Source organism: Streptomyces sp. NPDC057702, from assembly GCF_042799315.1.
GTDB lineage: Bacteria > Actinomycetota > Actinomycetes > Streptomycetales > Streptomycetaceae > Streptomyces.
This window is the reverse complement of record NZ_JBHVJC010000010.1, coordinates 88,481-102,508: the sequence shown is the minus strand read 5'-3', so window position 1 is coordinate 102,508 and position 14,028 is coordinate 88,481. Positions and strand designations below refer to the sequence as shown.

Here is a 14,028-nt window from a genome sequence, read left to right as displayed (position 1 = left end):
GTGCCAGCGCTCCGGGCGTGCCGTGGCGCGGTGGGGCCGGCGGCGCGGAGTCCGGCGGGGTCAGGGGTGGCGGGCCTCTCGCGCGGCGCGTACCAGCGCGTCGAACAGGCGCTGGTGGGCCGGGTCCGTCGCCGCCGTGTCCTCGGGGTGCCACTGGACGGCCAGGAACCAGCCGCCGGCGCCCGGCGCCTCCACGGCCTCGATGGTGCCGTCGGCGGCGTGCGCGGTGGCGACCAGCCCCGTGCCGAGCCGCTCGACGTGCTGGTGGTGGTAGCAGGACGCCTCGACCCTGGTGGTGTCCAGGGCGGTCGCCAGGGCGGAGCCCGGGGTGAGGGTCACCGGGTGGGTGAGGTGGCGGTGTTCCGTGCCCGGTCCGCCCATGTCCTGGTGCAGGGTGCCGCCCAGCGCGGTGTTGACGACCTGGAGGCCACGGCAGACCGCCAGCAGCGGCAGCTTCGCCGCCAGTGTCTGGCGGGCGACGTCGAGGTCGAACGCGTCCTGCTCGTGGTCCACGTCGTACACCGCCGCGTGCGCGGTGGAGGCCCCGTACCGGTGGGGCGAGAGGTCACCGCCGCCGGGCAGCAGGACGCCGTCGAAGCGGGCGAGGCGGGCGGCGGTCGCGGCCGGGTCGCCGACGCCGTCGGGGGCGTAGGGGTGGATGGTGGCGGGCTCGCCGCCGGCCCGCCAGACCGCCTCGACGAGCGCGCGGGCGGTGACCTCGGCGGCGTAGCGCAGGGCGGAGGTGGTGGCGGAGAAGCGGGCCGGTACGGCGATCAGGGGGCGGTCGGCGTGGGTCACAGTCGTATCCACGTGGTCTTGAGGTCGGTGTACTTCTCCAGGGCGTGGGCGGACTTGTCGCGTCCGTTGCCCGACTGCTTCATGCCGCCGAAGGGCACCGTCAGGTCGCCCTCCTCGTAGCAGTTGACCCACACCGTGCCGGCCCGCAGGGCGCGTGCGGCGCGGTGTGCCGTGGACAGGTCGGAGGTCCACAGGCCCGCCGCCAGGCCGTACTCGGTGGCGTTGGCCAGGGCCAGCGCCTGGTCGAGGTCGTCGAAGGGCTGGATGGCCAGGACGGGCCCGAAGACCTCCTCGCGCAGGAGCGCGGAGCCCGGGGCGACCTGGTCGAAGACGGTGGGTTGGAGGTAGACGCCGCCGGTCTCGGCCAGCACCCGCTCACCGCCGGTACGCAGTCGGGCGCCGGCGTCGACGGCGGTGTGGATGTGGCCCAGCACCCGGTCCAGGTGGTCCTGTCCCACCAGGGCGCCCATCTCGGTCGCCGGGTCCAGCGGGTCGCCGACGCGCAGCGCGCGGGCCCGCTCCACGACCGCCTCGGTGACCTGGTCGACGACGGCGCGGTGGACGAGCAGTCGGGAGGGGGCGGTGCACATCTCACCCTGGTTGAAGAAGATGCCCCAGGCGGCGGTGGCGGCGGCCTGCTCCAGGTCGGGGGCGTCGGGGAGGATGATGTTGGGTGACTTGCCGCCCAGTTCGAGCCAGACGCGCTTGAGATTGGAGTCGGCGGCGTAGCGCAGGTAGTGGCGGCCGACGGCGGTGGAGCCGGTGAAGGCGATGACGTCGACGTCGGGGTGCAGGCCAAGGGCCCGGCCGGCGATCGGTCCGCTGCCGTTGACGACGTTGAGCACCCCCGGCGGCAGCCCGGCCTCGGTGGCGATCCGGGCCAGCCGCAGGGCGGACAGCGGGGCGTTCTCCGAGGGCTTGAGGACGACCGCGCAGCCGGCGGCGAGCGCGGGTGCCACCTTCCAACCCGCCAGTGTCAGGGGGAAGTTCCAGGGCACGACGGCGCCCACGACCCCGGTCGGTTCGCGGGTGACCAGCGCCAGCGCGTCGGGTTCGGTGTGCGGGGCCTCGTCGGTGAGCTTGTCGGCCAACTGCCCGTACCAGCGGAAGGTGTTGATCAGCGCGCGCAGTTCGACGTCGTACGCGTCGGTGATCGTCTTGCCCATCTCCAGGCTGACGGTCAGCGCGATCTCCGCCCGCTGGGCCTCGATCAGTTCGGCGACGCGGAGCAGGACCCGGCCGCGTTCGGCGGGGGCCAGCCGCGGCCAGGGCCCGCTGTCGAAGGCCCGACGGGCCGACGCGACGGCCAGGTCGATCTCCGCCGCTCCCCCGTCGGCCACCTCCGCCAACGGCCGGCCGTCGCGCGGCGAGATCACGGTGAAGGTGCCGCCTCCCGCGTGCTCGCGGCCGTCGATGAGGTGCGAGCCGGGGAAGCGGAGCGTGCCCGCCCGGCGGATCCAGTCGTCTCGGGTGGCGTCCACGATGCGTCCTCGTTTCGTTGGGGAGTTCCGGTGTGCGGGGCGCCCACGGCCGGCCGGTCATCCGGTGCGGCGGGCACCGGGCGCGTGGGGCGAGACCGGGAGGGTGGGCCGGCCGTGTGGGTGGGTTGGTGGGTACGGGTCGGGGTGGGTCGGCGAGTGGTGGCGCGGTCGGGGCACGGGCGGATGGTGCGGGTCCGCGCCGAGGCGGCGGCTTGCGGGGCGGGGTCGCGGCGCCGGAGCGCGGTGGTCGGCCACCGACCGCGCGCGGCCGGGTGGGGCGGACGCCGTGCGCGTACGTCCGGGAGCCGGGACTTCCGCGCGCGGGGCCACCCGCCCCCGCGCCCGGGTGGGCCCGGCGCCCCCTCGGAGGGTGAGCCGCCCCGGGGTGGGGCGGTCAGCTCCTGGTCGGGCCCTCGGGGCCCCCGGCCGGTTCGCCGTCGGTGGCGCTGGAACCCCCGGTGAGCTGGACTTCTTCGGCGCCTTCGGCCGCCTCACCGTCGGTCGCCGCGAGATCCTCCGGGTCCCGTGCCAGCCGCGCCAGAAGCGTCCGCAGCTCCGCGAGGGCCTCCTCGGTCACCTCGCGCTCGCCGAAGACGAGCTGGTGGAGCACGAGCCCCTCCAGCGCGGCGAAGACCAGCCGGGACAGGCCCCGGTCCACCGGCCGGGCCAGCACCCGGGTCAGCTCGCCCCGCGCGGCGTTGAAGTACTCCTCGTACAGGGCCCGGAGCTGGGGCATCAGCTCCGGCCTGCGCCGGGCCTCCAGGAGCAGTTCGTACTGGAACGCCTGGACGTCCGGCCCGGAGTCCACCATCCCGCCCAGGTTGGCGGCGAAGTCCGCCATGCCGGTTCCGGTGTGCAGGGCGTTGACCCGCAGCGAGGAGCGGATGGCGTGGTTGACGGCCTCCTCGATGAGCGCGTCGCGGGAGCCGAAGTGGTGGACGACCAGCCCGTGGGTCACGCCGGCCTCCTCGGCCACGGCCCGGTAGGTCAGCTTGCGCAACCCCCCGTGGGCCACCACGCGCACGGCCGCGTCCAGCAGGGCCGCCCGGCCCGTCCCGTAGTTCCGCACGCGCTTGCGGGGGCCGCGCTCGGCGGTCGGCTCGACGGGGTCGCTCATGGGCCCGACCCTACCGGCGCGGGCTCCGTCAGCGCCGGGGTGCCCGGATGCCGCGGAACTCCCAGTCGCCGCCGAGCGCGGTGGACAGCACCTCCTCGGACTCGGTGGGTTGGGCGCCGACGTCGCCACGGATGGCGGTGGGGCCGGTGATGACGTGGTTGGTGAGGGTGCCCAGCCCCTCGACCTCCACCTCGACCACGTCGCCGGGGCGTACCGGACGCGAGTTGGCGGGTGTGCCGGAGAGCAGCACGTCGCCGGGGTAGAGGGTGATGGTGCGGGCGATGTCGGCGACCAGGTAGTGCATGTCCCAGGTCATCTCGTCGGTGGAGCCGTCCTGGACGACCTCGCCGTTGACCCTGGTACGCAGCCGCTTGCCGTGGAAGTCCCAGTCGGTGACCAGGCCGGGGCCCAGCGGGCACAGGGTGTCGGAGCCCTTGACCCGGAGCATGGAGCCCGCGTCGGTGTCGCGGAAGTCGTGCAGGCCGTAGTCGTTGGCCACGGTGTAGCCGGCGATGTGCTCGGCCGCCTGGTCCGGGGAGATGTTGCGGGCGGTCCTGCCGATGACGATGGCCACCTCCCCCTCGTAGTTGAGCCAGGCACACCCTTCGGGGCGGACGACGGCGCCACGGTGGCTGTTCAGCGCCGAGGTGGGCTTGTGGAAGTAGGTGGGTGTGTCGGGCAGGTCGAGCTGGAACTCCTCGACCCGGCTACGGTGGTTGAGGTGGACCGCGATCACCTTGGAGGGGACGACCGGCGGCAGGTGGTGGGCGTCCTTGGTCTGCACGCGGCGGCCGTCGCCGGCGACCAGTTCGTCGCCGTCGCGTACGGTCTCCACTGCTGCGCCGTCGAGGAGGATGCGGCGGTACTCGGGCATGGCGGGGGCCTTTCTGGGCGCGGCGGGGTCAGGCGGGGGTGGTGGCGGGCAGGCCGGTGCCGGCCCAGCCGTCGGCGGGGCGGTCGAACCACAGGTGCACCTGGCCGGTGCCCACGGAGTTCTCGTACTCGCCGTACTGGCGGCCGGGCGCGGTGCACGCCTGCTCACCCAGGGCGCCCGCCATCATCAGGTAGTGGAAGAACTTCGCCTCCGGCTTGAACTTCCAGAAGTCGTCCATGGTGTCCAGGACCTTGTCGTGGCGGCCTTCGCGGAGCCAGGCGATGCGCTCCAGGTCGGCCGCGCGCGCCTCGGGGGTGAAGATGTGCACCGGGTCGCTGGCCTCGTGGTCGCGCAGTTCGCGCAGCGGCCAGAAGGTGTGCGAGAGGGCGCCGGAGGCGATCACCAGGACGCGGCGGCCCGGGGTGGCGGCGATCCCGTCGGCCACGGCGCGCCCCAGGCGCAGATGGTCCTCCATGTCGCCGGTCTGACAGACGCCGATGCTCATCCAGCGCTTGTCGGGCAGCCCCTTGCCGAGGAAGGACCACAGGTTGAGGGTGGCGTAGTAGATCGGCAGGTACGCGTCCTCGATCGGGGTGATCCAGGTGCCGTGCTCGCCGGCGAAGGAGGCGATGTGGTGGGCCAGTTCGGGGTCGCCCGGGAAGTCGTAGGGCATCCGGCACATGCCGCGCGGCAGTTCCTCGGAGGTGTACAGGCCGGCCCGGCGGGGTTGGGCGGTGACCACGAACTCGACGGTGGTGGCCCAGTGGGAGTCCATGACCAGGACGGTGTCGTAGTCGTCCCGCTCGAAGACCTCCGCGCGCAGCTGCTGCAGGCCGGTGACGAGGGTGACCTCCTTGCCCTCGTTGAGCTCCAGCCGGGTCGCCTCGGGCAGCACGATGGTGGGGACGTGGGCGAGCAGGCCGGCCCCGACGATCTCACCCATGGTCGCGCCATCCCTTCGGCGCGGTGACCGTGTTCTTCAGGTCGCAGTAGAAGTCGAAGCTCCAGGTGCCGCCCTCCCGGCCGACGCCGGAGTGGCGCGAGCCGCCGAACGGTGCCTTGAGGTCGCGGACGAAGAAGCAGTTGACCCAGACGGTGCCGGCGACGAGCCCGGTGGTGACCCGTTCGGCGCGTTCGGGGTCGCCGGTGACGACGGTGGCGGCCAGCCCGAAGCGGGTGTCGTTGGCCAGGCGCAGGGCCTCGTCCTCGTCGGCGAAGGTCTGGAGGGTCAGCACCGGCCCGAAGACCTCCTCCTGCACGATCTCGGAGTCCTGGCGCACGTCGGTGAGCAGGGTGGGCGCGTAGTACTGCCCCTCGCCGCGCCGGCCGCCGATCAGGGCGCGGGCCCCGGCGCCCAGGGCGCGCTGGACGAAGCCGTCGATCTTCTCCAGTTGGCGGGGGTGGATGTTGGGCCCGATGTCGGTGGCCTCCTCGCGCGGGTCACCCTGCCGGAGCCGGGCGGCGCGGTCCAGGAAGCGGCGGGTGAACTCGTCGGCCACCGTCTCGTCCACCAGCAGCCGGGTGGCCGCCAGACAGACCTGGCCGGCGTTGTCGTACTGCTCCACGGCCAGCTCGACCGCCAGCTCCAGATCCGCGTCGGCGAAGACCAACAGTGGTGACTTGCCGCCTAGTTCGAGGCTGAGCGGGGTCAGGTGGGGCGCGGCCTGGGCCGCGATGTGCCGGGCGGTGGGTACGGAGCCGGTGAAGCTGATACGGCGTACGTCCGGGTGTGCGGTGAGCGCGTCACCCACCTCGGAGCCGTAACCCTGGACGACGTTGAGCACGCCCGCCGGCAGGCCGGCCTCGGCGGCGATGTCGGCGAGCAGCGAGGCGGTCAGCGGGGACCACTCGGCGGGCTTGAGGACCACCGTGTCACCGGCGGCCAGGGCCGGGGCGACCTTCCAGGTGGCGAGCATCAACGGCGCGTTCCACGGGGTGATCAGCACACACGGGCCGGCCGGGTCCCACGAGACGTGGTTGGTGTGGCCACGGGTGTCGAAGTCCTCGTGCTCCAGGGTGAGCAGCCAGTCGGCGAAGAAGCGGAAGTTGTGGGCGACGCGGGGCATGACGCCCCGGCGGTGGGAGCGCAGCAGCGCGCCGTTGTCCGTGGTCTCCACGATGGCCAGCTCTTCGAGCCGCTTGTCCACCCCGTCGGCGATGGCGTGCAGGAGGCGGGCGCGCTCGGCGCGCGGGGTGGCGGCCCAGCCGGGGAAGGCGTCCCGGGCTGCCGCGACGGCCGCGCGGGCCTCGCGTTCGGTGCCCCGGGCGATCTGTGCCAGGGGGGCGCCGTCGATGGGTGAGGTGTCGGTGAAGGTGGCGGCGGAGGCGATCCGCTGGCCGCCGATCCAGTGCCGGGTGTCGACGGCGACGCCGGCGACGGTGGTGAGGTGTGCGCTCATGGCCTCTTTCGCTCCTGAGGGTCGATGCGGTGCGGTCACTGGGCGTCCGAGGTGTGCGACTGGAGGAGCTGGCCGCCGTCCCAGACGACGCCGACCTGCCGGTAGTACGCGGCGATCGGCTCGTGGATCTCCAGGCGGGCCAGCTCCTCCGTGGGCGCCTCGAACAGCTCCAGGTCGGCCTCGCCCCGCCAGGGCTGGCCGCCTTCGAAGGAGGCCGCGCCGGAGGCGACCAGTTCGTCCAGGGCCAGGCCGCCGCCCTTCTCGATGGAGGGCAGCCAGCGGTGGTGGGCCATCGGGTGGCCGTTGACGAACCCGTTGGTCTGGCTGGGTTCGCGCAGGGTGACCACGGCCTGGGCCAGTCGCCGGTCGGCCGCGGCCAGGGTGGCGCCGAAGCGGGCGCCGGCCTCGATGCGCGGCGCGGGACCGTAGGGGTGCGGCCGGGTCTGGTGCACGGAGCCGAGCTTCTTCGGGTAACCCTGGTGCAGGCCACGGGCGATGGCGAAGTCCTTGTCGACCCAGATGTAGACGCAGCGGGTATAAGTGTGCCCGGCGTACTGGCAGCGCACGACGGCGAACGCCTCCTTGTACTGGGCGCGCACCGGGTCGAGCAGTTCCTCGCGCGAGGCGGCGCACGACTGCCAGTCGGCCCAGATCAACGCGACGGCGCCGGGGTCCTCCTCGGCCAGCTCCAGCGGCGCGGGCAGCAGTTCGCGCACCCGGGCCGGGTCCGTGCGGTACTCGATCGTGAGCAGGTCGCCCGAGTAGTGCCACGGGGGCGCGGGGATCAGCGACGAGCTGCCCGTCGCGGTCTTGGGGTGGAAGTATCCACGGACACGGGTCACCTGGGGCTCCTTGCGGGCTGTGCGGGCTGTGCGTTCGGGGCGATCGGGTGGAGCAGGTCGGCGCGGTGGCGGGCCGCGACGGCCAGGGCCGCCCGGCCGCCGAGGGCGACCACGCCGACGAGATGGCCGTCGCGGTGGTAGCCGACGACGGTGTCGCCCTCGGCGTCGGCGTCGGGGTCGCCGTGCAGGATCCGGACGTCGCCGGTGCCCAGCGCCGGGGCGCCGAAGGACTGGAGTCGCAGGTCGTGCTGGTCGCTCCAGAAGGTGGGCAGGGGCGCGAACGGCGCCGGGTCGGCTTCGGCTCCGGTGAGGTGGGCGGTGAGCGCGCGGGCGGCGTGCTTGGCGGTGTCGGCGGGGATCGACCAGTGCTCGACGCGGCGGGGCACGGCGTCGTAGCGGGGGTTGGGGAAGCGGGCCACATCGCCGATGGCGACGACCTCGGGGCGTCCACCCACCCGCAGGTGCGCGTCGGTGCGCACACCGTCGCTCAGGTCGAGCCCGTTGCCGGCCAGCCACTCGGTGTTGGGGAGCGAGCCCACCGACTCGACGACGACGTCGGCGGCCAGTTCCCGGCCGTCCGCCAGGCGTACGCCGGCCACGTTCCCTTGGCCCGTGAAGGCGGCCACCGGGCTGCCGAGGGCGAAGCGCACACCGCGTCGTTCGTGGCGGCGGCGCAGGGCGCGGGCGAGCCGTTCGCCCAGGGGCGCGAGCAGGGGCAGCGGGCGCGGGTCGAGCACGGTGACGGTGCTGGCGCCGAGCGCGAGGGCGGTGGCGGCGACCTCGCAGCCGATGAATCCGGCACCCACCACGACCACCCGCGCGCCCGGCCGGGTCAGGGCCGTACGCAGCCGCGCGGCGTCCGCGAGGGTGCGCACGGTGTGTCGGCCGGCCAGCGGGCCGGGGCAGGTCAGACGGCGCGGGCGGGTGCCGGTGGCGGCGACCAGCGCCCGGTAGGGCAGGGTGTGGCCGTCGTCGAGTTCGACGGTGCGGCGCTCCAGGTCGGCCCGTACGACCCGGGTGCCCAGGCGCCAGGTCACGTCGGCGACACTGGCGCGCGGGCGCAGGGTGAGGGAGTCGGCGGACGCCGTGCCGGCCAGGAACTCCTTGGACAGCGGAGGGCGCTGGTAGGGCGGGTGGGGCTCGGCTCCGACGAGGGTGATCGGCCCGTCCCAGCCGGCGGCGCGGAGCTGTTCGGCCGCGCGCAGGCCGGCCAGGGAGGCGCCGGCCACGATGACGGGGGCGCGCACGGCTCAGTCCTCGATGCGGATGGCCTGCAGCGGGCAGACGTCGGCCGCCTCCTCCACCGCCTCGCTCAGGCCGTCGTCGGGGTGGGCGAGGTAGGCCAGGTGCCCGGTGTCGTCGAAGTGGAAGACCTCGGGCGCGGCGAAGACGCACTGGCCGTGGTCCTGGCAGGTGTTCATGTCGACGACGACCTTCATGGCCGGCCTCCTGTACGGGTGCGGTGGGGGCGTCGGAGAGAGCGGGAACGGCGCGGGACGCGGGGAGCGGAAGGGAGAGAGGGGCCCGGCACACAACGGGCCGGGCCCCGGCCAGAGGGACGGCGGGCACCACCGCAACTCGTTTGGCTTCAAACAAGATAGGAAGGGACCACCCCGCGGTCAATACCTATCCAGGTGGATAAATTTCTGCGCCGAACCCCTTGCCGACAGCCCGCGCCGCTCCCTACCGTTTGACCTCACATCACCGCGGCCCCCTGCGCAGCGCAGGGTGAGGCCGCCCCCTTTCCTCCCCCTCGCCCCCGGCGCCCCCGTACCCGGGGAAGCGCCCCCTTTCCCTAGAGGAGCCACCGGTGAGCGCATCCGACACCCCGCCCGTCCGCCGGCGCGTGGAGCAACTGGCCGCCGAAGGCATCGACGTGGTCCGGGTGACCTATCCCGACCTCATCGGCACCGAACGGGCCCGGGACGTCCTTCTGGACCACCTGCCCTCGGCCTGTGACCACGGCCTGGCCTTCTGCCGCGCCGTCTACCACACCAGCCCGCAGGGCGACACGGTCAACGTGGCCGGCGGCCTGGACGCCGGGTTGCCCGACATCTGTGTCACCCCCGACCTGGACACCCTGACCACCCTGCCGTGGGAGCCGGGAGTCGCCACCTGTCTGGGTTACGTCACCGACCCGGCCACCGGTCTGCCCGCCCCCGAGTCCCCCCGTGACCTGCTGCGCGGCGTCCTGGAGCGGTGCGCCGAGCACGGGCTGCGCCCGGTGGTGGGGCCGGAGCTGGAGTACTTCCTGTGCGAGGCCGCCCCGGAACACCCCCAGGGCTGGGAGCGCTACAGCGACGCCGACGGCGTCGTCTACACAGCGGGTCTGCGCGCGGACCCGGACAACCACCTGCTGCGCACCCTGCGCCTGCTGCGCGACCTGAACATCGGTGTCAGCGGCGGCAACCACGAGTACGACGGCTCGCAGTTCGAGATCAACCTGACCCACGGCGACGCCGCCGAGGCGGCCGACCGGGCCTTCCGCTTCAAGTCCGCGGTCAAGGAACTGGCCCGCAGGGAGGGGCGCCTGGCCACCTTCATGGCCAAGCCCTTCAACGACGCGGGTGGCTCCGGCTTCCACCTGCACCTCTCGTGCGTCGACCAGGAGGGTGGGAACGTCTTCGCGGACCCCTCGGCGCCCTACGGCCTCTCGGACACCGCGCGACACGCCCTGGCCGGCATCCTGACCCACGCCCCGGCGCTGACCGCGCTGGCCAACCCGACGGTCAACTCCTACAAGCGCTTCGGCCCCCACACCCTGGCCCCCTGGCTCATCGACTGGGGCCTGGACAACCGCAGCGCCATGGTGCGCGTCCCACCCGAGCGCGGCGCCGGCTCCCGACTGGAACTGCGGCTGGGTGACGCGAGCGCCAACCCGTACCTGATCGTGGCCGGGACCCTCGCCGCCGCCCTGCTCGGCATCCTGGCCCGCGAGGAGCCGCCGGCGCCGCTGGAGGGTTACGGCTACGACGCCGTGCGGGCCGAGGTGCTGCCGATGACCCTGCCGGCCGCGCTCGACGCGCTGGAGGCCGACACCGCCCTGACCGAGCTGCTCGGCAAGGACTTCAGCGCGTCCTACCTGGCCTACAAGCGCGACGAGGTCGCCCGCTTCCACCGGCACGTCACCGACTGGGAGTTCACCGAGTACGCCTACCACCTGTGACGCGAAGGAGGCGCCCCGCCATGACCCGCGTACCGAACCAGCACCCCACGGCCGACGCCGCGCGCGAACCCCTGCCCCTGGAGGAGGTGAACCTCACCGACCTGGACCACTTCACCGACGGCGTCACACCCTGGCGGATGTTCCACACCCTGCGCCACCAGGACCCCGTCCACTGGCAGCCTGAGGACGCGCCGAACTCCGGCTTCTGGGCGGTGACCCGGCACGCCGACATCGCCCGCGTGGACCGTGACCCCGAGACGTTCACCTCCACCCGGTTCGTCAACCTGGAGGAGGTCGACGACGACCAGATCGCACGGCGCGCCTCCCTCCTGGAGCTGGACGGCGTACGTCACCGGGCCCTGCGCACCCTGCTCCAGCGCCAGTTCGGCGCGCGCGTGATCAACGGCTACGCCGACTTCCTGCGCGGCCTGACGGCCACCACCGTGGAGGCGGCCCTGGCCCGGGGCACCTTCGACTTCGTCAAGGAGGTCTCCGCCGACTTCCCCATCAACGTGCTGGCCCGCCTGCTGGACGTGCCGCCCGAGGACAACCAGCGGCTCATCGACTGGGGCAACCGCATCATCGGCCACACCGACCCCGACTACGCCGACGTCCTGCTGCACAGCCAGGAGAGCGAGCGCTACCGGGACCTGCCGTTCCGCTCCCCCGCCTCGTTGGAGGTCTTCGCCTACGGGCGCGAGCTGGCCCGCCAGCGGCGCGGCGGGCAGGGCACCGACCTCGTCTCGCGACTGGTCAACGAGACGCCACGGGACGGGGTGCCGCTGTCCGAGCGGGACTTCGACAACTACTTCCTGCTGCTGGTCGTCGCGGGCAACGAGACCACCCGACACACCATCAGCCACGCGATGCTGGCCCTGCTCCAGCACCCCGAGCAGCTCGCCCGGCTCCGCGAGGACCCCTCGCTCATCCCCGGCGCGGTCGAGGAGTTCCTCCGCTGGGCCTCGCCCGTCTACCACTTCCGCCGCACCGCCACCCGCGACACCGAGCTGGGCGGCAAGCGGATCAGGGCGGGCGAGAAGGTCGTCATGTGGTTCGCCTCGGGCAACCGCGACGAGGAGGTCTTCCCCGACCCGTACGCCTTCGACGTCGCCCGCCGGGACAACGACCACCTCACCTTCGGCAAGGGCGGCCCGCACCTGTGTCTGGGCAACCTGTTGGCGCGTACCGAGATCCGCATCCTGTTCGAGGAGCTGGTTCCGCGCCTCGCGGACATCCGCCTGGTGGGTGACGTGCCCCGGGTGCGGTCCAACTTCGTCAACGGCGTCAAGCGCCTGCCCGTCCAGGTCACGCGCGCCTGAGCGGGAGCCTCACACCGAGCTGTGGCCCCCGTGGACCGATCCGGTCCACGGGGGCCACAGGCGTACGCGTCGGGGGTGGGTCGGTCCTGGGCCCGGGCCCCGCCGCCGGGTGCGGCGGGGCCCGGCGCGCGGGCCGCCGCCGGTTAGTCCCCGTCCCGGCGGAAGAACGTCTTGCTGGCGATCGACCACGCGCCGTCCCGGCGCACCAGCGAGAAGTGGTTGGTGAAGTCGTGGCCCTGGTAGCCGTACTCGTCGAGCACCGCGACCGCCACGTCGCCGCTGACCTCCACCGCGCGGATGGCGTAGCTGTAGTCGCGGCTCCAGGTGTGGGCGTCCGTGTCGGCCGCCACGACCTCGCAGAACGCCTCGATGGGCGCGGAGACGAACTCTGGGCCCAGGTAGCCCCACATGTGCGCGTCCGGGCCGAACGCCGCCCGCACGGCCTTGGGGTCAGCGGCGCTGACCGCCGTCACATAGGCTTCCACGGCCGCGCGGACGGCGTCGTGGGTGGCCTTGCGCTCACTCATCTGGCTTTCTCCTCTTTCGGTCGGCGGACGGATCACCCGTGGTGCATCCACACGCCCTTGGTCTCGGTGAACACGTCCAGCGCCTGGGCGCCCATCTCGCGGCCCCAGCCGCTGGCCCCGAACCCGCCCCAGGGCGCGGCGGGATCGGGTATCGGCGGCATGTTGACGAACACCGCGCCCGCGCGGACGTCCGCCGCCATCCGGTGGGCGGTGGACAGGTCCCGGGTCCAGATCGCGGCGGCCAGGCCGTAGCGGGTGTCGTTGGCCCGCGCGGCCAGCTCGTCCTCGTCGTCGTAGGTCAGGACGGGCAGGACGGGACCGAAGACCTCCTGGCGGGCGATGGTCATCTCGTCGCGTACGCCGGCGAGGACGGTGGGCTGGTAGAAGTTGCCCGCCACCAGGGGCCCGTCGGCGCGCGCGCCGCCGGTGACCAGTTCGGCGCCCTCGGACAGGCCCTCCTTGACCATCGCCTCCACCCGTCCCACGTGCTCCTGGCTGACCAGCGGACCGAGTTGGGTCTCGGGGGCCAGGCCGGGGCCCAGGCGTAGCGCGGCGACCGCCGCCGCGAGCTTCTCGGTGAACTCCTCGGCCCGGCGGCGGTCCACGTAGAAGCGCGCGTAGGCCGCGCAGACCTGTCCGCTGTTGAGCAGCGCCCCCTGGGCGTTGCCCCGCACGGCGGCGTCGATGTCGGCGTCCCTGGCGATGATGCTGGGGGCCTTGCCGCCCAGTTCCAGGGTGACCCGCTTCAGGTCGTCGGCGGAGGCCCGGACGATGCTCTGGCCCACCTCGGTGGAGCCGGTGAAGGAGACCTTGTCCACTCCGGCGTGCTCCACCAGGGCCCGGCCGGTCTCGGGCCCGCCGGTGAGGACGTTGACCACCCCCGGCGGGAAGCCGGCCTCCGCGCAGAGCCGCGCCAGGTGCAGGGTGGTCAGCGGGGTCTGCTCGGCCGGCTTGACGATGATGGTGTTCCCGCAGGCCAGCGCGGGCGCCATCTTCCAGGACGCGATCATCAGCGGGAAGTTCCAGGGCGTGATGAGCGCGCACACCCCCACCGGCTCGCGGCGGGTGAAGTGCAGGGTGTCGGGGAAGGAGACCGGGCTGACCGTGCCCTCGATCTTGGTGACCCAGCCGGCGTAGTAGCGGAAGTGCTCGGCGGCCCCCGCGACACTGACGGTACGGGCCACCTCCAGGGGTTGTCCCTGGTCACGGGTCTCCAGCTCGGCGAGTTCCGTGGCGTCGCGCTCGATCAGGTCGGCCAGGCGCCACAGCAGCCTGGCCCGCTCGGCCGCCGCGATCCCGGCCCACGCGGGCTCGGTCAGGGCCGCGCGGGCGGCCTCCACGGCGGCGTCCACGTCGGCCTGCCCGGCCGAGGCGCAGGTGCCCAGGGCTTGCCCGGAGGCGGGGTCGAAGGTGGTGAACTCGGCGCCACTGGCGGCGGGCGTCCAGTGGCCCGCGATCAGAAGCCGGCCTCGCACGTCCATACAGGGTCCCTTTCTTGGCCTTCG

The 14,028-nt window shown here is 73.5% G+C and carries 13 protein-coding genes; 2 read left to right on the top strand and 11 right to left on the bottom strand.

Annotated elements, in window-relative coordinates:
• Nucleotides 1-60: 60 nt before the first annotated feature.
• The 9 genes from ACFVFR_RS09655 to ACFVFR_RS09615 all read right to left on the bottom strand — a co-directional run bounded on the left by ACFVFR_RS09655 (nucleotide 61) and on the right by ACFVFR_RS09615 (nucleotide 9,046).
• Nucleotides 61-798 carry a gamma-glutamyl-gamma-aminobutyrate hydrolase family protein gene (locus ACFVFR_RS09655; RefSeq protein WP_383699249.1) on the bottom strand — a complete coding sequence of 246 codons (738 nt, stop codon included), beginning with the start codon at nucleotides 796-798 and terminating at the stop codon, nucleotides 61-63.
• Nucleotides 795-2,282, bottom strand: a complete 1,488-nt coding sequence (locus tag ACFVFR_RS09650; RefSeq protein WP_383699396.1) for an aldehyde dehydrogenase — start codon at nucleotides 2,280-2,282, stop codon at nucleotides 795-797. The genes ACFVFR_RS09655 and ACFVFR_RS09650 overlap by 4 nt, the downstream gene beginning before the upstream one ends.
• Nucleotides 2,283-2,673: 391 nt before the next feature.
• Nucleotides 2,674-3,396, bottom strand: coding sequence for a TetR/AcrR family transcriptional regulator (locus ACFVFR_RS09645; protein ID WP_383699247.1), 723 nt, complete (start codon nucleotides 3,394-3,396; stop codon nucleotides 2,674-2,676).
• 28 nt (nucleotides 3,397-3,424) lie between these two features.
• Nucleotides 3,425-4,270, bottom strand: a complete 846-nt coding sequence (locus ACFVFR_RS09640) for a fumarylacetoacetate hydrolase family protein (RefSeq protein WP_383699245.1) — start codon at nucleotides 4,268-4,270, stop codon at nucleotides 3,425-3,427.
• 28 nt (nucleotides 4,271-4,298) lie between these two features.
• Complete coding sequence (locus ACFVFR_RS09635) at nucleotides 4,299-5,213, bottom strand: 3,4-dihydroxyphenylacetate 2,3-dioxygenase (RefSeq protein ID WP_383699243.1); 915 nt, start codon at nucleotides 5,211-5,213, stop codon at nucleotides 4,299-4,301.
• The gene (locus tag ACFVFR_RS09630; protein WP_383699241.1) at nucleotides 5,206-6,669 is read right to left on the bottom strand and encodes an aldehyde dehydrogenase; all 1,464 of its coding nucleotides are present in this window, start codon (nucleotides 6,667-6,669) and stop codon (nucleotides 5,206-5,208) included. Before ACFVFR_RS09630 ends, ACFVFR_RS09635 begins: the two co-directional genes overlap by 8 nt.
• A gap of 35 nt (nucleotides 6,670-6,704) precedes the next feature.
• The gene (locus ACFVFR_RS09625; RefSeq protein WP_383699239.1) at nucleotides 6,705-7,511 is read right to left on the bottom strand and encodes an acetoacetate decarboxylase family protein; all 807 of its coding nucleotides are present in this window, start codon (nucleotides 7,509-7,511) and stop codon (nucleotides 6,705-6,707) included.
• On the bottom strand, nucleotides 7,508-8,758 hold the full coding sequence (locus ACFVFR_RS09620; RefSeq protein ID WP_383699237.1) for an NAD(P)/FAD-dependent oxidoreductase: 1,251 nt from the start codon (nucleotides 8,756-8,758) through the stop codon (nucleotides 7,508-7,510). The genes ACFVFR_RS09625 and ACFVFR_RS09620 overlap by 4 nt, the downstream gene beginning before the upstream one ends.
• Nucleotides 8,759-8,761: 3 nt before the next feature.
• Entirely contained in the window at nucleotides 8,762-9,046 is a 285-nt protein-coding gene (locus tag ACFVFR_RS09615; protein WP_383699235.1) for a ferredoxin, read from the bottom strand.
• A gap of 275 nt (nucleotides 9,047-9,321) precedes the next feature.
• Here ACFVFR_RS09615 and ACFVFR_RS09610 point away from each other — a divergent pair, with 275 nt between their 5' ends.
• Together ACFVFR_RS09610 and ACFVFR_RS09605 are read left to right on the top strand one after the other, a co-directional pair.
• Nucleotides 9,322-10,677 (top strand): glutamine synthetase family protein, encoded by a 1,356-nt coding sequence (locus ACFVFR_RS09610; RefSeq protein ID WP_383699233.1) that lies wholly within the window; start codon nucleotides 9,322-9,324, stop codon nucleotides 10,675-10,677.
• 20 nt (nucleotides 10,678-10,697) lie between these two features.
• A complete protein-coding gene (locus tag ACFVFR_RS09605; RefSeq protein WP_383699231.1) occupies nucleotides 10,698-11,996 on the top strand; it encodes a cytochrome P450 in 1,299 nt (432 codons plus the stop codon).
• A gap of 143 nt (nucleotides 11,997-12,139) precedes the next feature.
• Here ACFVFR_RS09605 and ACFVFR_RS09600 read toward each other — a convergent pair whose 3' ends face one another.
• The gene (locus ACFVFR_RS09600; protein ID WP_383699229.1) at nucleotides 12,140-12,523 is read right to left on the bottom strand and encodes a nuclear transport factor 2 family protein; all 384 of its coding nucleotides are present in this window, start codon (nucleotides 12,521-12,523) and stop codon (nucleotides 12,140-12,142) included.
• Between the two features lie 32 nt (nucleotides 12,524-12,555).
• Nucleotides 12,556-14,004, bottom strand: coding sequence for an aldehyde dehydrogenase family protein (locus ACFVFR_RS09595; protein ID WP_383699227.1), 1,449 nt, complete (start codon nucleotides 14,002-14,004; stop codon nucleotides 12,556-12,558).
• Nucleotides 14,005-14,028: the final 24 nt, after the last annotated feature.